At 37.3% G+C, this 26,251-nt stretch carries 28 protein-coding genes and 2 riboswitches; of the genes, 24 read left to right on the top strand and 4 right to left on the bottom strand.

Features of this window, described 5'->3' with window-relative positions; genetic code table 11:
* The first annotated feature begins 5 nt into the window (after positions 1 to 5).
* From ACQKNX_RS06565 to ACQKNX_RS06480, 18 genes are all read left to right on the top strand, one after another.
* On the top strand, positions 6 to 212 hold the full coding sequence (locus ACQKNX_RS06565) for a thymidylate synthase (protein ID WP_172771652.1): 207 nt from the start codon (positions 6 to 8) through the stop codon (positions 210 to 212).
* Between the two features lie 126 nt (positions 213 to 338).
* Positions 339 to 749, top strand: a complete 411-nt coding sequence (locus ACQKNX_RS06560; protein WP_427428134.1) for an Rrf2 family transcriptional regulator — start codon at positions 339 to 341, stop codon at positions 747 to 749.
* Positions 750 to 824: 75 nt separating this feature from the next.
* A complete protein-coding gene (locus ACQKNX_RS06555; RefSeq protein ID WP_427428133.1) occupies positions 825 to 1,454 on the top strand; it encodes an NAD(P)-dependent oxidoreductase in 630 nt (209 codons plus the stop codon).
* Positions 1,455 to 1,605: 151 nt separating this feature from the next.
* Positions 1,606 to 3,024 carry an aspartate ammonia-lyase gene (gene aspA / locus ACQKNX_RS06550; protein ID WP_427428132.1) on the top strand — a complete coding sequence of 473 codons (1,419 nt, stop codon included), beginning with the start codon at positions 1,606 to 1,608 and terminating at the stop codon, positions 3,022 to 3,024.
* Between the two features lie 267 nt (positions 3,025 to 3,291).
* Positions 3,292 to 4,539: a methyl-accepting chemotaxis protein gene (locus tag ACQKNX_RS06545; protein WP_427428131.1), complete on the top strand. Its 1,248-nt coding sequence runs from the start codon at positions 3,292 to 3,294 to the stop codon at positions 4,537 to 4,539.
* Between the two features lie 446 nt (positions 4,540 to 4,985).
* Entirely contained in the window at positions 4,986 to 5,288 is a 303-nt protein-coding gene (gene ureA / locus ACQKNX_RS06540) for an urease subunit gamma (protein ID WP_427428130.1), read from the top strand.
* A gap of 14 nt (positions 5,289 to 5,302) precedes the next feature.
* The gene (locus ACQKNX_RS06535; protein ID WP_403051187.1) at positions 5,303 to 5,671 is read left to right on the top strand and encodes an urease subunit beta; all 369 of its coding nucleotides are present in this window, start codon (positions 5,303 to 5,305) and stop codon (positions 5,669 to 5,671) included.
* A complete protein-coding gene (gene ureC / locus ACQKNX_RS06530) occupies positions 5,668 to 7,383 on the top strand; it encodes an urease subunit alpha (RefSeq protein WP_427428129.1) in 1,716 nt (571 codons plus the stop codon). Before ACQKNX_RS06535 ends, ureC begins: the two co-directional genes overlap by 4 nt.
* A 69-nt stretch (positions 7,384 to 7,452) precedes the next feature.
* The gene (locus ACQKNX_RS06525) at positions 7,453 to 7,899 is read left to right on the top strand and encodes an urease accessory protein UreE (RefSeq protein WP_427428128.1); all 447 of its coding nucleotides are present in this window, start codon (positions 7,453 to 7,455) and stop codon (positions 7,897 to 7,899) included.
* A complete protein-coding gene (locus ACQKNX_RS06520; RefSeq protein ID WP_427428127.1) occupies positions 7,841 to 8,581 on the top strand; it encodes an urease accessory protein UreF in 741 nt (246 codons plus the stop codon). The genes ACQKNX_RS06525 and ACQKNX_RS06520 overlap by 59 nt, the downstream gene beginning before the upstream one ends.
* A 17-nt stretch (positions 8,582 to 8,598) precedes the next feature.
* The gene (gene ureG / locus ACQKNX_RS06515; protein ID WP_401011906.1) at positions 8,599 to 9,228 is read left to right on the top strand and encodes an urease accessory protein UreG; all 630 of its coding nucleotides are present in this window, start codon (positions 8,599 to 8,601) and stop codon (positions 9,226 to 9,228) included.
* Positions 9,221 to 10,027: an urease accessory protein UreD gene (locus ACQKNX_RS06510; RefSeq protein WP_427428126.1), complete on the top strand. Its 807-nt coding sequence runs from the start codon at positions 9,221 to 9,223 to the stop codon at positions 10,025 to 10,027. The genes ureG and ACQKNX_RS06510 overlap by 8 nt, the downstream gene beginning before the upstream one ends.
* Before the next feature lie 29 nt (positions 10,028 to 10,056).
* The gene (locus tag ACQKNX_RS06505; RefSeq protein WP_427428125.1) at positions 10,057 to 11,643 is read left to right on the top strand and encodes an ABC transporter substrate-binding protein; all 1,587 of its coding nucleotides are present in this window, start codon (positions 10,057 to 10,059) and stop codon (positions 11,641 to 11,643) included.
* Positions 11,633 to 12,601, top strand: a complete 969-nt coding sequence (locus tag ACQKNX_RS06500) for an ABC transporter permease (RefSeq protein WP_427428124.1) — start codon at positions 11,633 to 11,635, stop codon at positions 12,599 to 12,601. Before ACQKNX_RS06505 ends, ACQKNX_RS06500 begins: the two co-directional genes overlap by 11 nt.
* Positions 12,598 to 13,410: an ABC transporter permease gene (locus tag ACQKNX_RS06495; RefSeq protein WP_427428123.1), complete on the top strand. Its 813-nt coding sequence runs from the start codon at positions 12,598 to 12,600 to the stop codon at positions 13,408 to 13,410. Before ACQKNX_RS06500 ends, ACQKNX_RS06495 begins: the two co-directional genes overlap by 4 nt.
* Entirely contained in the window at positions 13,403 to 14,152 is a 750-nt protein-coding gene (locus ACQKNX_RS06490; RefSeq protein ID WP_427428122.1) for an ATP-binding cassette domain-containing protein, read from the top strand. Before ACQKNX_RS06495 ends, ACQKNX_RS06490 begins: the two co-directional genes overlap by 8 nt.
* A gap of 12 nt (positions 14,153 to 14,164) precedes the next feature.
* Complete coding sequence (locus ACQKNX_RS06485; RefSeq protein ID WP_427428121.1) at positions 14,165 to 14,890, top strand: dipeptide/oligopeptide/nickel ABC transporter ATP-binding protein; 726 nt, start codon at positions 14,165 to 14,167, stop codon at positions 14,888 to 14,890.
* Positions 14,891 to 15,013: 123 nt separating this feature from the next.
* A riboswitch (cobalamin riboswitch) is annotated at positions 15,014 to 15,196 on the top strand.
* 262 nt (positions 15,197 to 15,458) lie between these two features.
* Positions 15,459 to 16,232, top strand: coding sequence for a hypothetical protein (locus tag ACQKNX_RS06480; protein ID WP_427428120.1), 774 nt, complete (start codon positions 15,459 to 15,461; stop codon positions 16,230 to 16,232).
* A 223-nt stretch (positions 16,233 to 16,455) separates the two neighbouring features.
* Here the strand turns inward: ACQKNX_RS06480 and ACQKNX_RS06475 are convergent, their stop codons facing one another.
* A complete protein-coding gene (locus tag ACQKNX_RS06475) occupies positions 16,456 to 18,393 on the bottom strand; it encodes a GTP-binding protein (RefSeq protein ID WP_427428119.1) in 1,938 nt (645 codons plus the stop codon).
* A gap of 180 nt (positions 18,394 to 18,573) precedes the next feature.
* Positions 18,574 to 18,761, top strand: a riboswitch (cobalamin riboswitch).
* Positions 18,762 to 19,015: 254 nt separating this feature from the next.
* On the opposite strand from ACQKNX_RS06475, the gene ACQKNX_RS06470 reads away from it, so the two are divergent.
* From ACQKNX_RS06470 to ACQKNX_RS06445, 6 genes are all read left to right on the top strand, one after another.
* The gene (locus ACQKNX_RS06470) at positions 19,016 to 20,011 is read left to right on the top strand and encodes an ABC transporter substrate-binding protein (RefSeq protein ID WP_427428118.1); all 996 of its coding nucleotides are present in this window, start codon (positions 19,016 to 19,018) and stop codon (positions 20,009 to 20,011) included.
* 56 nt (positions 20,012 to 20,067) lie between these two features.
* Complete coding sequence (locus tag ACQKNX_RS06465; RefSeq protein WP_427428117.1) at positions 20,068 to 20,739, top strand: precorrin-3B methylase; 672 nt, start codon at positions 20,068 to 20,070, stop codon at positions 20,737 to 20,739.
* Between the two features lie 269 nt (positions 20,740 to 21,008).
* A complete protein-coding gene (locus ACQKNX_RS06460; protein ID WP_427428116.1) occupies positions 21,009 to 21,449 on the top strand; it encodes a DUF2243 domain-containing protein in 441 nt (146 codons plus the stop codon).
* 253 nt (positions 21,450 to 21,702) lie between these two features.
* Entirely contained in the window at positions 21,703 to 22,560 is an 858-nt protein-coding gene (locus ACQKNX_RS06455; RefSeq protein WP_427428115.1) for a PhzF family phenazine biosynthesis protein, read from the top strand.
* A gap of 771 nt (positions 22,561 to 23,331) precedes the next feature.
* Positions 23,332 to 23,700 (top strand): hypothetical protein, encoded by a 369-nt coding sequence (locus ACQKNX_RS06450; protein ID WP_427428114.1) that lies wholly within the window; start codon positions 23,332 to 23,334, stop codon positions 23,698 to 23,700.
* A 12-nt stretch (positions 23,701 to 23,712) separates the two neighbouring features.
* On the top strand, positions 23,713 to 23,949 hold the full coding sequence (locus ACQKNX_RS06445; protein WP_172771611.1) for a hypothetical protein: 237 nt from the start codon (positions 23,713 to 23,715) through the stop codon (positions 23,947 to 23,949).
* Between the two features lie 89 nt (positions 23,950 to 24,038).
* Here the strand turns inward: ACQKNX_RS06445 and ACQKNX_RS06440 are convergent, their stop codons facing one another.
* From ACQKNX_RS06440 to ACQKNX_RS06430, 3 genes are all read right to left on the bottom strand, one after another.
* Positions 24,039 to 25,235 carry a class I SAM-dependent rRNA methyltransferase gene (locus ACQKNX_RS06440; RefSeq protein WP_427428113.1) on the bottom strand — a complete coding sequence of 399 codons (1,197 nt, stop codon included), beginning with the start codon at positions 25,233 to 25,235 and terminating at the stop codon, positions 24,039 to 24,041.
* Between the two features lie 62 nt (positions 25,236 to 25,297).
* Positions 25,298 to 25,768, bottom strand: coding sequence for an alpha/beta hydrolase fold domain-containing protein (locus ACQKNX_RS06435; protein ID WP_427428269.1), 471 nt, complete (start codon positions 25,766 to 25,768; stop codon positions 25,298 to 25,300).
* Positions 25,765 to 26,214 (bottom strand): alpha/beta hydrolase, encoded by a 450-nt coding sequence (locus ACQKNX_RS06430; RefSeq protein WP_427428112.1) that lies wholly within the window; start codon positions 26,212 to 26,214, stop codon positions 25,765 to 25,767. Before ACQKNX_RS06430 ends, ACQKNX_RS06435 begins: the two co-directional genes overlap by 4 nt.
* Between the last annotated feature and the right edge of the window lie 37 nt (positions 26,215 to 26,251).

The raw sequence follows: 26,251 nt of genomic DNA, 5'->3' as shown, positions 1-26,251 counted from the left end.
TTTAAATGAACGTATTTTTTATTGAAACGATTTCAGGGATGGAACTTTTACATATAGTGTCACATGATGTGGCTGGTATACTCGCTGCAGCTCAAGGGGAGAGCGTAACGTTTCCTGTTGGCCATTTTAAATATGAATTTCATAACTTAGATTTTTATGAAGAAAATGGGCAAATCCAACAAGAGCTCGTTATTTATGTGTCAAAAATATAGAGGGGTACATGTTAGATTTTTCAACATGTATTGTGTACATTTAAAATGAACAGGCTAAGGTAAGAGCAAAAAACTTGTGATTATCTTAACCTGTAACTATAATAGTTACAACAGGTGGTGATTCATATGGTGAACAGTCGATTTTCGGTCGCAATCCATATACTTTCGCTCATTGCAACAACATCTGATAAAAGTCAGCTAACATCGGATTATATTGCTGGTAGTGTCAATACAAATCCAGTAGTCGTGCGACGTATGATTGGCGTATTAAAAAGAGCTGGTTTGTTAACATCGCAGTCAGGAATTGCAGGCTATGGACTCGTTATTAAACCAAAGGATTTGTCTTTATTGACCATATATCGTGCGATTGAAGGACCTGAGCAACTTTTTGCAATTCATGATGAGCCAAATCCAGCATGTGCGGTAGGTCGGAAAATTCAGCACACGTTAGAAGCCGTTTATATCGATGTTTGGCATGCAATGGAAAAACAGTTACAAGCACAAACGTTACAAGATGTGCTAGATCAACTTCGTTAATGTAAAACGAGGTCGGTCTTACTGCGATTAACCTGTAACTGAAATGGTTACAATTCAATTAAGGAGGAATTTAAAATGAAAATAGGCGTTATTGGAGCAACAGGGAAAGCGGGACAAAAAATAGTTGAGGAAGCATTGCAACGTGGCCATGAAGTTACTGCCATCGTTCGTTCAGCTTCTAAAGTAACAGAAGACATTAAAGTGATTGAGAAGGATGTATTGGAATTAACACAACAGGACATGAAGGACTTTGATGTTGTTGTTAATGCATTTGGAGCGCCTTTCGGACAAGAGGAGTTACATGTGAGAGTAGGACGTCATTTGATTGATATTTTCAAAGGCATTGCAACAAAATTATTTGTTGTCGGTGGAGCAGGAAGCTTATTTGTTGATCCAGAGAAAACAGTTCGTGTTATGGATACACCAGATTTTCCGGAAATGTTTTTTGCAACCGCAAAAAATCAAGGTGAAAACTTAACTGATTTACAAGCATCTAGTATTACGTGGACATTTTTAAGTCCTTCTGCAATGTTTGATCCAGAAGGTCCACGAACAGGGCACTATATTACAGGAAATGATCATCTACTCATAAATGCCTCGGGTGAAAGTTATGTCAGCTACAGTGATTTTGCCATTGCCGTTTTAGATGAAATTGAAAATCCGCAAAATCGTAATAAACGTTTTACTGTTTCTTCAACGAAATAATAATGCTACCGAGCGTGCGAATTGCGCTCGGTTTTTGTTGATTATCGGCAAAATTGAAAAAAACTTTCGATTTATGTTGAACTGACTGTTTACAAGACGGCATTTATTAGCTACTATCAGTGTGAGTATTACTTCAAAGGAGACGACAATAATGTCCACACAACGTATAGAAAAAGATTTTTTAGGTGAACGAGTATTACCAGCAGAAGCTTATTATGGGATTCAAACGCTTCGCGCAACAGAAAACTTCCCGATTACAGGTTACACAATTCATCCAGCCCTTATAAAAGCAATGGGAATAGTTAAGAAAGCTGCTGCACTAGGTAATATGGAAGTACACCTATTATCAAAAGAGATTGGAGAGGCAATTGTCGAGGCTGCACAAGAAGTCATCGATGGTAAATGGGATGCAGAGTTTCTTGTAGACCCAATCCAAGGTGGTGCAGGCACTTCTATTAATATGAATGCTAACGAAGTTATTGCGAACCGTGCACTTGAAATTTTGGGTAAAGCAAAAGGTGAATACCAAACGATTAGCCCAAATAGTCATGTTAATATGTCACAATCAACAAATGATGCCTTCCCAACAGCTATTCATATCGCTGTTTTAAATTTAATAGATGAACTTCTTGTTACAATGGAAAATATGCAAGCTGTATTCCATCAAAAAGCAGAGCAATTTGCCCATGTCATTAAAATGGGACGTACGCATTTACAAGATGCTGTACCGATTCGCTTAGGACAAGAGTTTGAAGCATATTGCCGTGTAATTAACCGTGATATTATCCGTGTTCGACAAACACGTCCAAACTTATATGATGTAAATATGGGTGCAACTGCTGTTGGTACAGGGTTGAATGCATTCCCAGATTACATTAAATCTGTAGATGAACATCTTGCTGAAATTTCTGGCTTGCCATTAAAAGGTGCTACACATTTAGTAGATGCTACGCAAAATACAGATGCATATACTGAAGTGTCCGGTGCACTTAAAATTTGTATGATTAATATGTCTAAAATTGCTAATGACTTACGTTTAATGGCATCTGGTCCACGTGCAGGTTTAGGTGAAATCATTTTACCAGCACGCCAACCTGGGTCTTCCATTATGCCTGGTAAAGTTAACCCTGTTATGCCAGAGGTGCTTAACCAAGTTGCATTCCAAGTAATTGGTAATGACCATACGATTTCTTTAGCATCTGAAGCTGGCCAATTAGAGTTAAATGTTATGGAACCTGTGCTTGTCTTTAACTTGATTCAATCTATTAGCATTATGAATAATGTTTTCCGTGCATTTACAGAAAACTGCTTAAAAGATATTGAAGCAAATGAAGAGCGCATGAAAGAGTATGTAGAGAAAAGTGTTGGTGTCCTAACTGCAGTGAACCCACATATTGGCTATGAAGTAGCAGCACGTCTTGCGCGTGAAGCGATTCTTTCAGGTCGTTCAATTCGTGAGCTTTGTATTGAATCGGGTGTTTTAACGAAAGAACAATTAGATTTAATTTTAGATCCATATGAAATGACACACCCAGGTATCGCTGGTTCTAGTATGATGAAATTAAAATAATTTTTTAATAAGTACTTTGCTATGTGTTTAGTACTTAGAGTGTCGACAGAAGGCATCAGGAGTGACTCTTGATGCCTTCTGTCTTTTCTAATTCTTTTGAAGGGCATTAAAAACAGTGTCTTTTCCAAACGCGTATGTAGAAATTAAATGCCCTTATCTTTTTTATTCTTTTCCCTTACATAAAAAGTAGGCGTTTTTCTGTGAATATTGGAAGAAATAAACTATAATAATGGTATTATAGTAATATTATAGTTAGGGGAAATTAGTATGAGTTTGCGAAGAAAAAGCATTATCGGTTTTTCTGTTTTAAATTTAATTATGATTATTGTATTAATTATTGATTTGGCAAATTTAACATCATTAGCTTGGATTTCAACAATTTTAACAATCATTGGTATATCGATTACTTTGTCTTATATGTTCTATGTCAAATATAAAGTAATTCTACCGATTAACCAATTATCAAATGCTGCGAAAGCGATTACAGCAGGGGAATTTGATTCAGTTATAATTGCTACACATGACAATAGTGAGATATCAGAGCTAGCTAAAGCCTTTCTTGAGATGAAAGAACAACTTCGTACGATGACGCAAACAATTGCGAACAGCTCGACAGATTTATCTGCAAGCATAGAGGAACTTTCAGCAAGTACAAATGAAATTACAATAGCTGTAAAAGAGGTTGACCATCAAATGGAGAAAACGTCAACTGGTCTAAAACAAGCAGCACAATCTGCTAATGATAGTGCTATTGCCATGCAGCAAACAGTGGAAGGAATTGAACATATTACAACTGCAACGCAAGGTGTTTACGACCATGCTAAAGAAGCGAATGATATAGCAGGAAACGGAGCAGAAATATTGCATGTAGCGAAAAAACAAATGGAATTTATTTCATCTTCTACAGATAAAACGAGTGGATTAATGCAACAATTAACAAATAAAATGACAGATATTAAAGCTATGACAGAAATGATTACAACGATTACCGATCAAACGAATTTACTTGCGTTGAATGCTGCGATAGAAGCTGCACGTGCTGGTGAGCATGGTAAAGGCTTTGCTGTAGTTGCAGAGGAAGTTCGTCATTTAGCGGAGCAATCCAAACATTCTGCTACGCAAATTGTTGACCTAGTAGTAGGCATTGAAAGTGATACGAAGCAAGTAGCTGTAGCTGTTGAGGAAGATTTAAAAAATGTCCAACAAGGAGTTTATGTTATTGATGAGGCGACAAAATCTTTTGGTAACATTTCAAATCATGTGAGCCAAATGACTAATCAACTCGAAGATATTTCAACTACAGCAAAACAATTGTCTGGAAGTGCAAATGGTGTAGCCGCATTAGTAACCAATATTGCGGGTGGCATGGATAAATTATCTAACTATACGGAAGCTGTGTTACAATCTATGGATGAGCAAACGGCCTCTATGCAAGCAGTCAATCAAGTTTCTCAGGAGTTAACGATTCAGGCTGATGACTTGCAAAAGGTTACAAATCGATTTCAAGTAATTTAACTCTAGCAAGAGGGATATATGCAGTCAATAAATGCTTCTTTAGAATAAAATAATAAGTTTTTTAATATAATTTATTATATGTTGCTATATACGAACATAGAAGGCTATTTCGCAAAAGTAATTTATTTTTGCGAAATAGTCTCTTTTTTTTGCTTTTTATTCAGAAAACTTGTAAGTTCACAGATAAATAAAAATGTTGAATTTTTTAATATAGTTTCTTATAATGGACTAACTGTTACCTCTTCTAACACACTTCAACTATTGCAACCCGCATTCGCCGGGTCAACATGTCATTTCTATAGCCTTCGCAAATCCCAGCGAAATCATAAATAATATGAAAAAACAAACTGTATGTAAAACTAAATTGCAAGAAAATTGAAAGCATGAATTATATCAAGAATCATTATAGAAAGATAATTCTGAATTTTGGAAAGAGAGAGATTGGATTGAAGCTATCACAAGTAGAACAAGAAAAACTTCTCCTCCATGTGGCAGGAGAACTTGCGCTGAAAAGAAAAGCGCGTGGATTAAAATTAAATTATCCCGAGGCTGTAGCACTTATTAGTAGTTTTATTATGGAAGGTGCTAGAGATGGAAAAACAGTTGCACAATTGATGAGTGAAGCGAAACACGTTCTAACCGCAGAAGATGTTATGGAAGGTGTGAGTGATATGATTTCCGATGTGCAAGTAGAGTGTACATTCCCAGACGGAACAAAGCTTGTTACTGTACACCGTCCAATTCAGTAAAGGAGGAATTGATGATGATTCCTGGAGAAATCAGACCAAAAAATGATGTTATCGAAATAAATGTAGGAAGAGCAACAAAAAAAGTACTTGTTTCGAATACAGGAGACCGTCCGATACAAGTAGGCTCCCATTTTCATTTTATTGAAGTCAATAGATTTCTAGAGTTTAACCGAGAAGATGCCATCGGAATGCATCTTCATATTCCATCAGGCACAGCAGTTCGATTTGAACCTGGGGAAGAAAAAGAAGTGGAGCTTGTTGAGTTTGGGGGCAAACAGCATGTTTTTGGATTGAACATGCTTACGGAAGGCTCTACTCACCATAAGGATGAAATATTAGATAAGGCAATTGAAGGTGGTTTTAAAGGAGCGGAAGAAAAATGAAGGTAACACATGAAGCTTACGCGAAAATGTTTGGTCCAACAGTTGGGGATAAGGTTCGGCTTGCCGATACAGATTTATGGATTGAAATCGAGAAAGACTATACAACGTACGGGGATGAAGGCGTATTTGGTGGTGGTAAATCATTGCGTGTCTCTATGGGACAAAACGGAAAGAATACGCGAAATGAAGGAGTGCTTGACACTGTAATAACGAACGTCATGATCATTGATTATACGGGTATTGTGAAAGCGGATATCGGTATAAAAGATGGGCGTATTATTGGCATTGGCAAAGCAGGTAATCCGAACAGTATGGACGGCGTTGACCAAGATATGATTATTGGCGTTGGCACTGAGGTTTATGCAGGTGAAGGTCTTATCGCAACGGCTGGTGCTATCGACACGCATATTCATTTCATTAGTCCGGATCAAGTGGAAACAGCATTATTAGCGGGGACAACAACTTTTATTGGTGGAGGTACAGGTCCTGCAGCTGGTTCTAAGGCGACAAGCTTAACTGCTGGTGAATGGCATCTACATCGCATGCTACAAGCTGTAGAAGGTTTTCCAATAAACATCGGATTACTTGGCAAAGGTAGTGCATCTGATCCTGAGCCAATCATTGAGCAAGTTCGTGCTGGGGCAATTGGTATGAAAATACATGAGGACTGGGGTGCAACACCTGCAGCACTTGATCAAAGTTTAACAGTTGCTGATGAGTATGATATTCAGGTGGCATTACATTCAGATACATTAAATGAAGCTGGATTCGTAGAAGATACGATTAATGCTATTGATGGTCGTGTAATTCACATTTTCCATACGGAAGGTGCAGGTGGTGGACATGCACCAGACCAATTAGTAATGGCATCATTACCTAATATATTGCCAGCATCTACCAATCCAACAAAGCCGTTTACAACGAATACGATTGATGAGCATTTAGATATGTTAATGGTGTGTCATCACTTGAAGCATGATGTACCAGAAGACGTGGCGTTTGCCGATTCTCGAATTCGACCAGAAACGATTGCTGCAGAAGATATTATGCAAGATTTAGGGATTTTAAGCATTATGTCTTCCGATTCACAGGCGATGGGTCGTGTTGGTGAAGTGACAATACGAACGTTCCAAACGGCAGACAAAATGAAGAAACAGCGTGGTGCTTTACCGCAGGATGAAGGAAAAGACCACGATAATTACCGCGTTAAGCGCTATATGGCTAAGCTCAATATTAACCCAGCAATAGCACATGGAATTAGCCATGAAGTAGGGTCATTAGAAGAAGGTAAGCTAGCGGACATCGTACTTTGGGATCCAGCGTTCTTTGGCGTCAAAGCAGAAGTTGTCATAAAAAGTGGTATTGCAGTTTACGGTATTACAGGTGATCCAAATGCGTCAATTCCTACACCGCAGCCTATGAAAGGACGTCGGACGTTTGGCTTTTATGGACAAGGCCCTCAAAATTGTGGCATGACATTTTTACCAAATATTGCAGTAGAGGAAGGGTTGCCGGAAAAATTAGGCTTAAAACGTATGATAGGGACAGTGAAAAATTGCCGAAATATTAGTAAAGCTGATATGAAGCTTAATCATGCTACACCGAAAATTGATGTTAATCCTGAAACATACGAAGTGAAAATTGATGGTGAATTAGCTACATGTGAACCAGTGGATGTTTTGCCAATGGCACAACGATATTTCTTATTTTAAGAAAAAAATAGAGAGTGTGTAACAGTAACAGAGGAACAGTTAAAAAATTGATAAAGAGGTGCAACATAGATGTTAATTGAAAAAATTATCGGCAATATTGCTAATGAAGAAGAACATTCACATAAAACAACAGAGTGGATAGAGCTTGAGTGGGAAGAATTAAGCAAACGTATCCTTCGAACAGAGACAGATAAAGGCACGGATATTGCTTTACGTTTAGAAGGTGACGAGCCATTACAATATGGTGACTTATTATTTGAGGATGATAGCCGTCGCATTGCGATTCGTACAAAACTCGAACCAGTTATCGTCATTTCACCGAAAGATATGTATGAGATGGGAAAATCTGCATTTGAATTAGGCAATCGCCATACACCTTGCTTAATTGAACATAATGAAATCATCGTACGAGCTGATCATACGATTAACCCATTATTAGATGAAATAGGAGTGCACTATGAAACGACAGAACGACGTTTTAAACAACCATTCAAATACCGTGGGCACGCTCACTGATTTTTCATTATTGCGCCTATTACAAATCCATGATTCTGCATTTCCAATAGGCTCTTATACGCATTCATATGGGATGGAAACGTATATTCAGGAAGATGTTATTCGCACAAAGGAACAATTAATAAATTATTGTAAATCGTATTTATTTCATAATTTAGTGAATGGTGACGCCTTAATTATTCAGGATGCGTTCCATGCAGCAAAAGAAAGCAATTGTGCTCGTCTCATAGAGTTAGACGAACTTTGCGGAGCTATCAAACTAGCAAAAGAATCGAGAGATGCTAGTCTCAATGTTGGCAAGCAATTTATCCGAACAGTGGCACCTCTTATGGACAGCCCTTTATTAATGCAATGGCAAGAAAAGATAGCCAAAGAAGAAGTGCAAGGCCATTACGCAGTACTTTATGCGATTTATAGTGAAGCACTCGGTGTAGATGTCTATCATGCAGTGATGACTTATATGTATGCATCCATTAGCGGATTAGTACAAAATGCTGTTCGCGCTGTGCCGTTCGGACAAAATACAGGTGTACAAGCATTAAATAAACTTCTTGTCTTTATAGAGGAAGCTGCGGAAAAGGTCATGACCTTAACGATAGATGATCTCTCTAATAATGCTATAGGTATTGAACTAGCATCGATGAAACATGAATTTTTATTTTCAAGATTATTTATTTCATAGAAAGAGAGTGGATATAAATGACTCCAATTCGAATTGGTATAGGTGGCCCAGTTGGCTCTGGGAAAACATCTTTAGTAGATCAATTAACACGTGCAATGCATGAAAAATATAATGTGGCAGTAATCACAAATGATATTTATACAAGAGAGGATGCCCAATATTTAATTACAAATGGTGTTCTAGAAGAGGACCGTATTATCGGTGTAGAAACAGGTGGATGCCCACATACAGCTATTCGTGAAGATGCCTCGATGAACTTCTCTGCCATTGATGACTTGAACAAACGCTTTGAAGATTTAGATATTATTTTCATTGAAAGTGGTGGGGATAATTTATCGGCTACATTTAGCCCAGAACTTGTTCATGGCTATATTTACGTAATTGATGTGGCTGAAGGACAGGATATACCTCGTAAAGGTGGACCTGCATTAACACGTTCGGATTTACTGCTAATCAACAAAACATCACTGGCACCGCATGTTGGTGTAGACCTAGAGATCATGGACCAGGATGTGAAAAAAATGCGTGCTGGACGTCCATATATTTTTGCAGACGTTCGTTCACAAACAAATGTCGACAAGGTTGTTGAATGGATTCAGCATCACATGTTACTTGAAGGCGCCGAAGCAGCTGACGTGAATGCTTAATCAAGGAAAAGTGAATCATTATGGCAAATTAGAGATGGCATTTGAGCCAAGAAGGGGATATACACGACTTGTTCATGTATATCAGCAGCCGCCATTGAAGGCAAGCCGAGAATTGTATGCTGACAATAAGCCAACTGCCACCGTTTTTATAATGGAATCATCTGGTGGCATGGTAGCTGGTGATCGAAATGAAATCTCTGTAAAACTTGCACCAGATAGTCAAGTAAAATTAAAACAACAATCCGCTCTAAAAATTTATCCTTCTCACACTGGTGAACGATGCACACAGGAAATTACGGTTGAAATTGCAGAAGGGGCAAGATTAGAATGGCTACCTGAGGTGACCATTCCTTTTGAACGAGCGAAATTTCAGGTGGATACAACGATTCGCATGGCAGAAAGCTCTACATTAATATGGGGTGAAATTATTGCACCAGGTCGAGAAATGCGAGGAGAAATCTTTGATTATCAATCCTTCCAATCCAAATACAAAATATTTGTTGAGGAAGCTCTAATTGCATTTGATTCATTCCATTTTAAACCTCAGGAAATGAACCTTTCTACGATTGGTCTGTTAGAGATGGCATATTATATCGGTTCGTTATGGATTGTATCTCCACAAGTTGAGAATCTCAATATTCGAGAATTACAGGAAATGATCCAACAGGAGAGTTCAATTCAGGCAAGTGTTACAAAACTAACAGATCATGCAATCCATTGTAGATGGCTTTCAAAAGAGCAGCGAACACTCCACAAAGAAATCAATCGTATGTTTGAACATGTGGCAACAATACTTTAAATTACTGTAGTGATGAAGGAGATAGAAAATTGAAAAAGTTTTCAGTATTTATTTTATTATTCATACTTAGTCTTGCTGGCTGTAGTAATGAGTCTAGTCAAGGCGAGGAAAAACAGCCATCCGCTGCTTCCTCTTCAAAAGCAAATGAGCTTATTTATGCATCTGAATCCGAATTTGCAGGGTTAAATCCCATTTTAGAGGAAACGAATTTAGATGCATTACTTTTTAGAGGTCTTATGCGCTTTGATGAACATAATGTACCAGTATATGATATTGCCAAAAGCGTTGACATATCGGATGACCTGTTAACTTATACGATCATGATTCGTGATGATGTGACATTTCATGATGGGCAAGTATTAACAGTAGATGATGTAATGTTTACTATTAACAGTATTCTTGATGATGCGAATGGGTCTTATTTAAAGTCAGATTTTATCCATGTTAAAGCGATGCAAAAAGCAAATGACACAACGATGACAATCGAATTGGATGAACCATTTACGCCGATGTTAGATAAGTTAACAGTGCCAATTTTGCCGAAGCATGTCTTTGAAGGTCAAGAGATGAGAACGGCTACGTTTAACCAAGAACCTATTGGTGCTGGACCTTATATGGTGGAGCAATGGGATAAAGGGACTAGCTTAACGCTTAAAGCATATCCATCTTTCTTCGGAACAAAAGCATCCATTGAAAAAGTCATTTTTAAATTTATTCCGGATAGTAATGTTCGTGCATTACAACTAAAATCGGGTGAGGTAGATATTGCCTTACTTGATCCGAATCAGGTTGAAGAACTTTCAAAAGTAGAGCAGTTAAAAATGTATGAAGTTGAATCAGCCGATTATCGTGGCGTGTTATTTAATATGAAGTATCCACTTTGGAAGGATGTCAATGTTCGAAAAGCGATAAGCTACGGTACAGATCGAGCTGGCATCGTCAAAGGTATTTTACATGGTTATGGGAAAGAAGCGTATTCGCCCCTACAAAAGCATGCCTATGTAAACGAAAATATTGAACATTATACTTTTGATGTTGAAAAAGCAAATGAATTATTAGAAAAATCAGGCTGGATATTAGCAGATGATGGATTCCGCTATAAAGACGGTAACAAGCTCGCCTTTACTATTACTGCACCGATCACAGATACAGTTCGTGTCAATATGGCTAATTATGTAGCGCAAGGCTATAAAGAAATAGGAGCAGATGTTGAAGTAGCGGCACTTGATTGGAGCAATATCGTTATTGAAGAAACACAAGCGTTCATGGTTGGTTGGGGAAGTCCATATGATGCCGACCACCATACGTACAGTTTATTCTATTCTGGCGAATCTAGCGTAACAAGTGCTGGCTACAATTATGGTAGCTATGCAAATGCAAAAGTAGATGCTTTGCTAGAAGAAGGAAGAACAACTGTCGATCCTGAAAAACGCAAGGAAGTCTATAAGGCATTACAAGAGGAGCTAGCAGAAGATCCACCGTTCGCTTATTTTGCCTATGTTGATGCTGTTTATGGCATTAATAAAAATATTAGTGGTGTGAAAGAGCGTATTTTAGGTCATCACGGCGCCGGCTTCTTATGGAATGTCGAGGAGTGGAAATGGAATGATCGCTAAGTGGATCGGGAAGCGAGTGATAATGGGGACAATTGTCCTCATTATCGTGAGCTTCCTCTCTTTTTTCATTATGCATGCTGCACCTGGCAATCCGGCGGCGGCGTATTATGGAGGCAATGCTCAAACATTAACAGCAGCTGAGCAAGAACGAATAGAAAAAGCGTTTGGCTTAGATAGGCCAGTTCTTCTTCAATATGGCACTTGGCTAGGTGAAGCGGTAAAAGGGAATTTAGGCTATTCTGCAAAAGAAGGTAGACCAGTAATAACGATTTTATTAGAACGTTTACCCAACACATTACAGTTGGTGGCACTCACATTATTCATCGTTACAATTGTCTCTACTTGGCTAGGATTACGGGCAGGAATGAAAGAAGGTTCTTTATTGGATCGAGGATTATCGGTTTTTAGTATTGCAAGCTCTGCGATTCCTCCATTTTGGCTAGGTATTGTCTGTATAATAATTTTTTCGGTACAGCTTGGTTGGTTTCCTTCTTCAGGTATGAATGATGTGCGTGGCAATGGAGGTTGGCTTGATCGTTTAAACCATATGGTGCTCCCTCTAATTGTTTTAGTAATTTCTCATGTGGGCATATTCGCACGTTTTTTACAGGACAGTGTTAAGGCAGAGAATCGTAGTTATTATGTCCAAGTTGCGCGTGCTAATGGAGTACCAGACCGACAAATAAGAAACCTCATACTACGGAATTCTGTTATTCCGTATATCAATTATATTGGTGTGACGATTCCTTCATTCTTTGGTGGTTCCATAGTAGTTGAAACACTCTTTGGCTGGTCCGGTTTAGGATCACTGCTAGTGAAATCAGTTATGGTAAAAGATTTTCCTGTACTTATGGGAGCCATTTTAATTATTGGTGTTGTGGTGGTCATTTGCTTATTTGTAATCGACGTTTTAATGATTTGCATCAACCCTAGATTGAGAAGAGGGAAAATAGTATGAGAAAACGACGGAAGATGCCACTATTTTTGCTTGCACTTCTTTGCATAATATTAGGAACAACCATCTTCTCCTCACTGTTGGCACCTTTTGAGCCAAATGCAATGGATATGAATCAGATTTATGAAGCACCTAATCTTACACATTTACTCGGTACAGATCAGCTAGGCAGAGATGTTTTATCACGAATACTAGTTGGTGGGAAAGTTACACTTTTCATCGCCATTGTGTCAGTCGTAATTTCTAGCATTGTAGGCATTATTTACGGTGGTATAAGCGGTTTTGTTGGTGGTGCCGTCGATGTAATAATGATGCGCATTTTGGAGGCTTTTTTAACGGTCCCATCCTTAGTAATTGTGCTTGCCCTGCAAGCAATTATGCAAGGCAGTGTTTGGCGAATGGCAATGATTATCGGATTCACAGGCTGGTTTGTTACAGCTCGAATCGTGCGCTCAGAGTTTATTCGTTTAAAGGAAATGGAATTTGTTCAGATGGCTAAAATGTTCCGTACCCCTTTGTGGAAAATAATATTTAGTCATTTATTACGTAATAGTTTGCCAGCTATCTTTGTCGTGACGATATTTAATTTTGCTGGTGCGATTTTTACCGAAGTGTCTTTAAGCTTTTTAGGTATCGGTGTGCCGCCAGCCATCCCATCATGGGGAACGATGCTGTATACAGCGCAAAATGATTTACTCGTTGGTGCTTGGTGGATCGGGCTTTTTCCTGGGTTTATGATTTTTGTGACGATATTATGTGTGCAAGCAATCGGGAGCACTTTCAAACAAGGAGGAGAACGATCCCATGTTTAAAATCGACAATTTAACTGTTCGAGTGAACAATAAAAATCTCATCCACAACATCTCGTTAACAGTGCCAAAAGGCCAAATTACAGCAGTTATTGGTGAAAGTGGGAGTGGGAAAAGCACAACCGTATCAGCAATTTTAGGAATGCTCCCTCCACAGGCTGAGGCGACAGGGGCAGTTTACTTTAATGGGAAAAATATAATGACGATGTCAAAAAAAGATAGTTTACTGTTACGGACAAAACATATTTTTACCATTTTTCAAGATGCTACAAATAGCTTTTCTCCTACCCAAAAAATGAAACAACAATTGTATATGTTTACTGCCTTACGAATGGGTGAGGAGAAAGAGATGTTTCTTCCTAAAATGACCGCTATATTAAAGGAATTAAACTTGACCGAAGATGTATTAGATTGCTATCCATTTGAGTTGTCAGGTGGTATGCTGCAACGTTGTATGCTTGCCTGTGCATTGTATAATAAGCCAGACATATTGATAGCTGATGAACCAACTTCTGCACTAGATATGCTGCATCAACAACTATTCATGGCATTACTAAAAAATCTTCATGCTCAACTGGGAACAACTATAATATTGATTACCCATGATTTAGGGGTTGCAGTTTCACTAGCGGATACGATTGTTGTAATGAAAGATGGAGAGATTGTCGAGAAGGGGCAAGCGACAGAAATTTTTGAGCAACCAAAACATCCGTATACAAAACGGCTTGTCACAAATCATTTTTAGGAGGCGTTTTAGTTGCTTCGGGTAGAAAACGTAAATAAAAGCTATCGAACAGGACAGCAAGTGTTAGCAAATATAAACCTTACTGTAGGAGAAGGCGAAATCGTCGGACTTGTAGGAGAAAGTGGAAGCGGTAAAAGTACTTTAGCCAAAATCATTATGCAGTTAGAATCACCTGATAAAGGGACCGTGAATTTTCAAAATCAACAAATCACAAAGAACAATCGAAAGTCCTTTTACGAAAAATGCCAAATTATCTTCCAAAATGCAAGTAATGCTTTAAACCCTATGTGGACGGTAAAGGAACAATTAAGGGAGCCATTGCAGCATCAGAAATTCGTAACGGATACCTATATACAAACGATGCTTCAGAAGGTCAAGTTGTCAAACGATGTATTACATGCTCTGCCCTCTGAACTTAGTGGTGGGGAGAAGCAAAGAGTAAATTTATTACGCTCTATTCTAGTAGAACCAAAATTGATAGTATGCGATGAAATTGTTTCTAGCTTGGATCGTCTAATTCAGCGGGAAATTATCGATTTATTAATTACGTTAAATAAAGAAAGAAACATGGCGATTTTATTTATTTCTCATGATTTAAAAGCAGTTTCTTATTTGAGTGAACGGATATATGTAATGAAAGCTGGCGAAATTGTCGATGAACAGTACAAGGAACAAGGTGGATTTAATTTCACCGATAGCTATGCACAAAAGCTATTTCAAGCGATGGAATGTGAATGATATTTCGTTTTTAAGCAGTTGTAGACAATAGATACTTTATACAGTTGTTTGACTTTGAAATTCCATTACTTTACAATACTATTTAATAGTATACTAGTGAGTTTACTATAAGTTATCACAACTGAATAGCGTGTAGTAATAGGTGTAAATTGCGTGCAATTTACTGAAAAGGGAAGTCGGTGTAAGTCCGACACTGTCCCGCAACTGTAAATGTTAGCGACTTTTCGAAGACCACTGTCAATGACGGGAAGGTGAAAAGAAGCAATGATCATAAGTCAGGAGACCTGCCTGTTACAAGTACACACCAATAACCTACGAGGAATAGGAGGTGGCATGTTGACAAAACAGAATGTTCTGTTCGTCACAGTACGTCAAACGATAAAAACCAAAGGATATAAAGGGATACGGCATCGAGCCAAATCTCTCCCATTGGTGCAATGTTTGATGTTGCTTGATGAATGATAATGATTAGCCGTAACGACGGATTTCCTCTTATTTAGCAGGAAATCCGTCTTTTTATGTAATCGAAACATTTGTTTTGAAAATATGTACGAAACGAGGTGCACGTATGATGAAGATTCATGTTTGTACAACACAGGAAAAGCAATATGGAGATATGAAGATTTGTAAATTGCCGCGCATTGAAGTTGCCAAGCAGCCAAAAACGAGAATGGTCATTGAAGCACTTGTTGACCAGTTTTTAGCAACAGGCCTTATTCAGAACGAACGTTTATTTAATCAAATTTTTTATAACAAAGACATCATTTGGATTCAAAATGATGTGTATGAAGGGTGCCTTTTTGCTAAAGCAAGTGTGGCGGATGAGCTGAAAACAAAAAAGAATGGCTTTATGATGTACATGCCAACAAATCCAATCGTTTATGAGGTAAATGGGGAGACGTATCATTTAATAACACGTATTGATTCGATTCGAGCTAAACCAAATTTAGATAGGCTAGATTTAGAGCCAAAGCCCATCTTAAGTGCTGCAAGAGTCAATGATTTGCTATGCTCGATGGTTATGCGTTTCTATCACACTTATTTAGAAGAGTTGTCGTTAGTAGTTCATACAAATCAAGATAGTAATAAAATAGTACATTTAATAAAGTATGTAGAGTGCGAATATGCTCAATTTCTACAAAGTGTTAAAGAATTAAATGATTATCATTTAAATTGGCATCCAAGAGGCAATGGACATCAATTATTGCTCCAATTAATTGAGCAATTACAAATTTTAAAGAGTAAACCTGGTTCGGTTCTTGTTGATTTTTCGAATAGTAATGGTTACGTAATTGTAGAATCAGCGAATAACTTTGTTGTGAAAGCGAAAAAAGCTTTATAGGATTAATATAAAAGGCATCGAGATGTTCTCGATGCCTTCTGTCATTTTTTATCGTAAAATTTTGCCGATAACTTTTAAAATCGCCATAAAAACTGGCTGAATCGCCGATAAAACGATTCAAATCGCCGATAAAACCTTTAAAATCGCCGATAAAACTTGCTATATAACCGATAAACTTTTCACAATCGCTGTTATGCTTTGGAAAATGCGGTTTCTCGGATAATTACAAGCAATGCATGGCTTCTTTTGCCTCATACCAAGGTACTGAATATCCCTTTCCTTTCGCACAAAAAATACTTGATGATGTATAGTCGGGATCTGCCTGTTTATTGTAATTGATTTGCGCAATTATATCTTCACTATTATGGCATTTATCATAGCCATCAAATTGTAACGATATTGACCCTTTGCCGTTTGTATAAGCAGCGAAAGTAGTACTATAATGCATAAAAGTTGCAACCGGAACACGTCCTGTTAATGTTACTTGTTCCTCTGTTAATAGAGGGTCATCAAAAGTACCATCTGCTTGCTGGATATCGTTCATCATACGACCGATAAAATCATTCGATGCTTTCAATTTAAAGCGATAATATGGTTCAAGCAATATATTTTCGGCTTGCTCCAGTCCTTGTCGAAGTGCACGGAAAGTTGCTTCGCGAAAATCGCCACCCTCTGTATGCTTGATATGAGCACGTCCTGTCAAAAGGGTGAAGCATACATCTGTCACTGGGGAGCCAGTTAAAACACCGTGATGCTCTCGTTCAAATAGATGTTTTTCAATTAGTCGTTGGTTTCCAACTGATAAATCATCAGCATGACAAGCGTTAACAAAAGTGTTACCAGTTCCACGAATATTAGGCTCCATTAACAGGTGTACCTCAGCATAATGTTTTAAAGGCTCGAAATGACCGTATCCTGTTACAGTCGTTACGATTGATTCCATATATAAGATTTTTGGCTCACCAAAAGTAACAGAAAGAGAAAAGCGATTTTTTAACACTTCAGTAAGTACTTCAAGTTGAATAACACCCATAATATGTACATGGATTTCTTGGAACTTCTCATGCCAAACTACTCGCAACGATGGTTCCTCCGCTTCAAGTAAACGGAATACTTGTAAAACTTCCTTTATATGCTGTTGTCCATCATACTGTACTTTAGCTTGTAACGTAGGCACAAGCTCATATGGCTGAGGAGGTATTGTACTACCTAAAATATCACCGATTTTTGCTAGACTAAGGCCCTTAACCGCGAAAATTTCTCCTGCTTGCACTTTTTGTGTTGTGTCAAAACGGCTTCCATTATATAAACGAATTTCAGTTATTTTTTCAGTCACATCACCAAATGTAAAGTCTTGGCGTGTATGTAAAGTTCCTTGCAATGCTTTGATAAAAGTTAACCGTTGAGTTCCATCATGGCGAATTTTAAATACCTCACCTTGAAATGGTGCTTGATGGTCGAATCGAGTCTCCGTAAGTAGAGGGAGCTGTGATAAAAATTCTTTTATTCCAATATCCTTTAATGCCGCACCAGTAAAGCAAGGAAATGCTTGCTCTTGTTTAATCAACTTTTGCAACTGTAAAAAGCATGTTTGTGTATCAAGAGTTTCTGTCAAATAGGCATCGAGTAGTTGTTCATCACGTTCAGCTAGCCATTCAGCAACGTGGCTCTGGACATAATCTGTACGCAATGGGTCGTCTATTAAAAGTACATCGTTCGAGCATTCCTTTTGAAGCTGCTTCATAACGGCATCTACATCAGCGCCTTCACGATCTATCTTATTAATAAAGAAGAAGGTTGGGACGTTGTATTGGCGTAGCAATTGCCACACGGTTTCAGTATGACCTTGTACACCCTCTACAGCGCTTACGATAATAATGGCGTAATCCATTACACGAATTGCGCGTTCCATCTCTGGTGAAAAGTCGACATGCCCAGGTGTATCAATTAGTGTGTATGTATCATCCCCAATTTGCATCCGTCCTTGTTCGGCAAAAATGGTAATACCACGAGCTTGTTCGATAGTATGATTATCTAAAAAAGTATCTTGGTGATCGACTCTTCCACGCGTTTGAATACTGTTTGTATGGAATAGTAGTTGTTCACAAAAGGTTGTCTTTCCTGCATCGACATGTGCGAGCACACCAATCGTTCTATACATAAAAAATCCTCATTTCTATTTTTCCTATATTCTTATTGTAACAGATAGTGCCAAAAAACATTTCGAGTAGAATAGTTCTCGTTTATGTTTGAATAGTGGTCAATCATTCACAAATATTAGTTATGGATTTTTTTGTGTGATTGAAAACAAAAATTACTTCTGCTAGGCTATTTTTATAACTTAATACTTCTATATATTGGTGCAAATGGTTTATATCATTTGCTTAAAAGGGAAATCGGTGTAAATCCGATGCTGTCCCGCAACTGTAAATGGGGAGTTTATACAACACAGTCACTGTAGTTTAACTGTGGGAAGACGTATAAACGTTGAACCTAAGCCAGGATACCTGCCAATATATATTATTTTACTTAACACCACGAGGATGGGAATAGTGATTGGTTAAATAACCATTGTTTTTTCACTATGTCGCCCTCTTGGAAACAAGAGGGTTTTTTGTGTCCATTTTGATGTGCAGTAGATTGAGCAGGAACCGTAGCATTAAACAGCAATTCATGCTTTTACCAGGAAATGCAGCGTCAAGAAGTGCTCGTGATCAGTAGCAAAGAAGTCATTGATTTCTTACTATAAAGATGAAAAATTACAAACTAAAGGAGAAACAAACATGAACAAATGGAAAGGCATGTGGCTAGTTTTTGCAATTGCACTATTGAGCATTTTAGGCGCTTGTAGTGCAAAAGATGATTCAAAATCAGCTGCGCAAAGTGAAAACATTGAACCAGCACAAGCAGAGTCAAAAGAAGTAACAATTGATAATAACGATACGACACAAGTTTATACAGAAGCTCCTAAAAAGGCAATTAGCTTAAATCAGCACGTTACAGAAATAATGTTAGCATTAGGTTTAGAAGATTCAATGGTTGGTACTGCCTATTTAGATGATAAAATTTATGAACCATTACAAGCAGCTTACGATAAAGTACCAGTGATAGCGGATCAGTACCCGACAAAAGAACAAGTAATTGATAGTGAAGCGGATTTTTTATACGCTGGGTGGAAAAGTGGCTTTAGCGAAAAGGGTGTTGGTACACCAGAAGAGTTAGAAGCACTTGGAATTCACACATATTTACATACTTCTTCAAGTATTACAAAACCATCGTTAGAGGATATATTTACGGATATCCGTAATATTGCAAAAATCTTCCGTGTTGAAGACCGCGGAGAGGCATTAATTGACCAGATGACAAAGGATGTTGATGCTGTTCGTGCAAAGTTACCACAAGGTGAAAAAGAATTACGTGTTCTAGTTTTCGATAGTGGAGACAAGGAAGTCTTTACAGCGGCACAAAACTTTATGGATGAGCTTGTCACAGTTGCTGGCGGTAAAAACATTTTTGGCGATGTTGAATCGGGCTGGACAACGGTATCGAAAGAAGAAACAGTTGAACGCAACCCTGAAGTCATTGTCGTTATTGATTATGGTTCCCAAACTGCAGAAGACAAAATTAAATTCCTAAAAAGTGATCCGGCATTAAAAGAAACAGATGCTGTAAAAAATGAACGCTTTGTCATTTTACCACTTTCAGCAGCTTCAGAAGGGGTTCGTGCTGCGGAGGCTATTGAAATTTTAGCAAAAGGTTTTTATCTTGAAAACTTTTAAATAACAATCGAAAGAGCTAGCTACTTGCTAGCTCTTTTTCATAAGGAGAACAAACAATGAATGCTTTTCGTTCAAATACACCAGATCGAACATTTGAAAAACTAAATACAAATGGAAATTTTACACGCCTTGCAGTAAGTCCAGGTATTATCAATAAGCATTATACACCAGCTCAATTTCAAAAAATTGCTGAGATTGTAGGTGAAAGCGGCGCAATTAAATACTCAGCTTCCTATAGTATCCTTCTGTCAGTCCCAACTATAAAAGTGAAGGAAATTATCAATGAGCTTCAAGAAGCAGGCTTATATATTGCAAAGCAAGGTCCCATCGTAGCGATAAAAGCATGTGATTTTTGTGATGGGGATAAAATGGAGGCTGCCGAAATTACAGAACAACTATACGAAGCATTACAGAAAGAAACTGTGCCTTCTAGACTACGGTTAAATATTAATGGCTGTGCATCGGCTTGCTATAATGCTGTATATGATGATATGGGGCTCGTTTATCAAAAGGATAGCTTTGATGTTTACTTAGGCGCCGTGCCGATGGGGGCCAATGCAAAGGCGGGTACACTATTTGCTAAAAGGGTTTCAGTACAAAAAATAGAAGGCTTTCTACAACAAATTATCGGGCTTTATCAGAAATACGCTCGCCCAAATGAACCTTTCCATAAATTTTATCGAAGAACTAATAGCGCTGAATATTGGCAAGCATTAAAGAAAGAGTGATACTCCTCCATTGATTTTTGCCTTTGGAGTCGTGTCCTTTTAACCAACTGAAAAAAAGCAAAGAGCTGGCTAGAGCTAGCCCTTTTTTAATGGAAACAATAGATGACTAGGTAAGGATATAATTGTTAAAAATAATGTCTTTAATGGAGAAGTGTTAGCCTTATTCGCTGGGTTAAAATAATAAAAATTAGGGAATGATAAGGACGAAAATCTAAATGTAGGGTGGACGGAATGACCTTAATAAACAAGTTTATGAAAGCCGTAATTTATTGTTAGGGTTTCTATTTGGGATAGGTCTAGTAGGTTTTATAGACGAGACTATTTTTCATCAACTATTTCGCTGGCATCATTTTTATGATAAGTCTACAACGGATATTGGCTTAATTTCTGATGGGATATTCCATGCAATTAGTTGGTTTGCTACAATTACAGGATTATTTTTACTTGCAGATATTCGTCGTAAAAGTGGGTTTTGGTTGAAGAGATGGGTTGGTGGAATGTTACTAGGTGCAGGTGGTTTCCAATTATATGATGGCATCATTCAACATAAGCTAATGCGGATACACCAGATTAGGTATGTAGAAAATGTTATCGTATACGATGTAATTTGGAATGTACTTGCTGCAATTATTCTCATAATAGGACTTTATCTTGCCATTCGTACTAGCAATAAAAATCTTCAAGTAGAGGCTACCACTAATGAACGCTGACCATCACCAAATATTAGAGGGTGGTCCTAGTCATGATGGTTTTGAAATTATTCATCCTCAACTAATTTTTAAAATTAATTAAAGAAAGAGTGACGTATGTAGAGTCATGCTCAGACTGTAAACAAACTATTTTTGGCGAGTTCCGATGCTAAAAATAGTTTGTTTCTTGCTTTATAGCGAATTTTTCCAACAACATTTATACATCGTGTTTTCTATGCTACAATTTCCTATAAGTGTGGAAGGAAGGTGTCTTATGAAAATATCCGTTTATGTTGCAAGTGCATTTAGCAAGGATCATAAAGGCGGAAATAAAGCAGGAGTAGTATTTATGGAGAATACATTGACCACTACTCAAAAAATGGCAATAGCCAAACAACTGGGCTATGCAGAAACCGCATTTATATCAGAATCTGAAATTGCTGATTATAAATTTGAGTATTTTACACCAAAAGAAGAAGTTGATTTATGTGGTCATGCCACAATTGGCTCTTTCGCGATTCTGATGCATTTAAATAAACTTTTCAAGAATCGCTATACAATTGAAACGAACAGCGGTGTTCTCGCTATTACTATAAAAGATGACATCATATTTATGGAACAAAACAAACCGATATTCTATGATGTTGTATCTCCAAACGAGTTCATCGACTGTTTTGACATTCAAGTCATAGACAATAAATACCCAATTCAAATTGTCTCCACGGGCTTAAAAGATATTTTAATTCCTATAAAAAGCGAAACACAATTACATGCACTGCAACCTAATTTTGAAAAAATTAAAGAAATTAGCAAGTATTATAATGTTGTAGGGATGCATCTGTTTACTTTTAATGACAATCGAATTATATGCAGAAATTTTGCTCCACTATACGACATCAATGAAGAAGCAGCGACTGGAACTTCCAACGGTGCATTAGCTTGCTACCTTTATGAACATCACTACGTTCAAAAAGAAGTCTATGTATTTGAACAAGGTTATTCTTTACACTCGCCTTCAGAAATATTAGTTAAAATAGCAACCAATAGCAAGAATGAAATAGAAAAAGTTTATGTTGGTGGCAAAGGCTATTACTGTGAAACTAAATATTTAAATGTAGAAAATATTGAGTAAAAATAATAACGAATAAAAAGGTTGAGAAAATAATTTTTCAATCTCCGTCTGTAGACAAAGTATCTGATTATTCGATACTTTGTCTTTTTCTAGGTAAAGCGGAGAAAAGAAGCTGATATAGTTCAACAGGAACATTTGATAAGAGATATTGATAAGTATGTTGATTTCTATTTTATTTATGAATTAGGAGTGTAGAGTCACTCTTTTTAGCTTAACTTTTGAATAAAAACAACTTTTAAGTAACTGAATTAAAGATGTCAAGCACCACGCGGAAATCCTTTGGTAAACCGCATTCTTTTCTTTGTATAAGTTTATATTAACTGACTAATAACCTTACGTAAAAATATCGCTTATTATATTGTGAATTTTCAGTTCGTTTAATAAAATAAAAATATAAACGACTGGTTAAATACTATCATAATGGTTCATTACCATAACTTAGGGTTGACCTCCATTCATGAGCATCCAGATTTCACTCCAACAGCTAACATTCTAAAATCCTTTTTTTTATAAAATGTTATTCTAGCCTTTTGATGAGCCATAATAATGGTATTTTACCTAATAAAATATCGAAAGGAGCTAAGATTAGAAAAATAGGTTTGTCCTTTGTTGCAATGTCAGTTTTAGTTTCTTCACTCTTTTTTGGGGGAGGTACAAAAGTTTTTGCAACGACAGGAGAAGAGTCCTCTTTGACAGATAAAGATCTTTTAAATGCTGGTGAACAGTTAGAATCTTATATTTATTATGAGGACGGAAAACCGTTTATTAATATTGAAAAAAGTAAAATTAGATGGCTTAGCAGGAGAATATATTGAAATTAGTTTGATGGTGAATCACATTAGTAAGAGTTACGCTAACTATCAAGCAAACACTACAATGAGTACTAGAAAAGGGTTACCTATTTGGGGAAATTGGTGTGGGCCAGGACATGGTTCTGGCCCTCCACAAGATGTATTAGATAGGGGTTGTCAAATACATGATATGTGCTATGAAGATAAAGGGTATTTTAGCTGTTCATGTGATTGGGAGCTTGTTGCTTATATAGATAGAAATTTTCATAGAATGGGACTTAAAGAAAAACTATTTGCTTCTGCGATAAAAATATATTTTAATAACAATTTATGTAATCCGTTGAAATAAGGAATGGTTAAAATGGTGAAAGCTTTGGCTGTAAGTACGATCATTATTTCTTTATTACTTTGGGTACCGAATATTGTGTTTCAAAAAGCATCAACTTTATGGATTTTCACGTTTGTATTATCAGGCATAGGTATTGTCTTAGCTGCATGCGTTAAATCTAAAATTTTAATTATAGGGAATATCATCACATTCTTTAGTTTTTTTATCCTAATGTTTTTAGGTTATATTTTTGTTTTTTTAACAAAGTAATGGAAACTTGATTCAAAAAAAAGTAGACAAAGTTGAATAACTCGACTTTGTCTACAGTCTAAGAGTGACTTTATGAGAGTCGCTCTTTTTTAGCTTAATTTTTCAATAAAAACAACTTTTAAGTAATTGAATTCAGGATGTTCACGCGGCACACGGAAATCTTTTGGTAAACCATATTCTTCAACAATTTTATAGCGAGTATTCGTTTCTTTAAACGCTTGGTCAATAAAGCCTTTAAACTTTTTCATGCCAAAGCTTGCATTGTTCGTTGAGGCAACAATAATACCATTCTTTTCAGTAATAGCAATTGTATCCATCAATAATTTAGGATAGTCCTTTGCTGTTGAAAACGTCATTTGCTTTGTGCGCGCAAAGCTAGGTGGATCTAATACGACAAGGTCGAATTTTAACTGATGGCGCTGTGCATATTTGAAATAATGAAATACATCCATTACTTTAATGTCCTGTGCTTCATAGTCAATATTATTGACACTAAATTGCTCGATTGTTTTGGCTAAACTACGTTTGGCGACATCGACACTTGTAGTTTTCGTTGCGCCACCAAGTGCTGCTGCTACAGAGAAAGCACCTGTATAAGAAAATGTATTTAACACGGTTTTATGTTGAGAATAGCGTTCACGAATGGCTAGTCGCACTTCACGTTGGTCGAGGAAAATACCAGTCATGGCACCATCATTTAAATGAACAGCATAGTTCATACCATTTTCCTTCACGATAAGTGGGAATTCACCAGGTGTACCCATAACAAAATCGTCCTGTTCAATATATTGCCCTTTACTATCAAAACGTTTTTTCTCATAAATTGCTTTAAAGTTTACTGTTTCTGAAAGTGCCTCATAAATGGCTTCTTTAAATGAATAAATACCTGCACTATACCAGCTCACCATATAGTAGCCTTCAAAGAAATCGATTGTCATGCCCCCAATTCCATCACCTTCGCCGTTAAAAGCACGAAACGCCGTTGTATTAGGGTTATTGAAAAATGCTTCACGATTTTGTAGCGCCTTGCTTATTTTTTTCGCAAAAAACGCCTTGTCAATTTCTTCATTAGCATCCGTAGTTAACAGCCAGCCGATGCCTTTATTTTGGATACCATAATAGCCAGTGCCGATAAAGCGATTATGAATATCTAATAGACGAAGTACAGCGCCTTCCTCAGTAGGCAGTTTTCGAGTATCGACTGCTTCCTTTAAGATTAGTGGGTAGCCTTTTTTCAATGGGCCCGCATATTGATTATTAATTTGTAATGCAATCGTTTGTGTCATGTTGTCATCCTTTAAAAAACATTTTGCTCTATTATCGCATTGTTTAGTAGCATTACACAAACTTATTTGACGAATGTCGCAATTTTTTCAACTGTTTCAATTGTAGCAGCTTCGAAAAATTCCATCTTACTGAAATAACTATGAATCAAACCCGCCATTTGGACATGTTCCACATACACCCCTGCATCAGCTAATTTTTTAGCGTAAGCAAGTCCTTCGTCGTAAAGTACATCTGCTTCAGCAGCGATAATTATTGTTTTTGGAAGTACGGCAAAATTTTCAATTTGCAAAGGTGAAACGAGTGGGTTTTTAAAATGATTTGGCTTTGTATAATGCTCAGCAAACCATTGCATACCTTGCTTATCTAAACCAAAATGTTCTCCGTAAGCACTATAAGAAACAGTCGTAAAATCAATGTTTACTACAGGGTAAATAAGTGCTTGTGAAGTAATAGTTGGTCCATCAATCATCGCTGCTAAGTAAGAAACTACCGTTGCGAGGTTACCACCAGCACTATCACCAGCGACCGTTATTCGGGTGTTATCACCACCGAAGCCGCAATATTGTCAAATACCCACAGTAGCCCATCATATGCGTCGTTTAGTGGGATAGGGAAGGGGTATTCAGGTGCCAAGCGGTAATCTACAGATACGACAATGGCATGCGCTTTATCAGCTAATAACTGACAACCGGCATCCGTTGACCCTAAATCGCCAAATACCCATCCACCACCATGATAATAAATAATAACCGGTAAATTTTTTGCGTGTTCCGGAATGTAAAGGCGAATATTAATCTCTTGTCCATCTCGCATAGGTATTTTTCGATCCTCCATCGATGCGAGGTGAGGCGTATGGCCAGATTGCCAAGTTGGAACTGCGCGCATAACTCTTGCTTCCTGTGGTGTCATTTCATAATAATGTGGTTTTAAATCCGTAGCTTGAATATAGCAAACGGCCTCATTTGTTAAACGTGTCATAACATCATCCTTTAGAAATTTTTATTGTTATATCTTA

The sequence above is a fragment of the Lysinibacillus sp. NPDC093712 genome (assembly GCF_050280025.1).
Taxonomy (GTDB): domain Bacteria; phylum Bacillota; class Bacilli; order Bacillales_A; family Planococcaceae; genus Lysinibacillus.
Note: the sequence above shows the minus strand (reverse complement) of the source record. Positions and strands in the feature narration are given on the sequence as shown.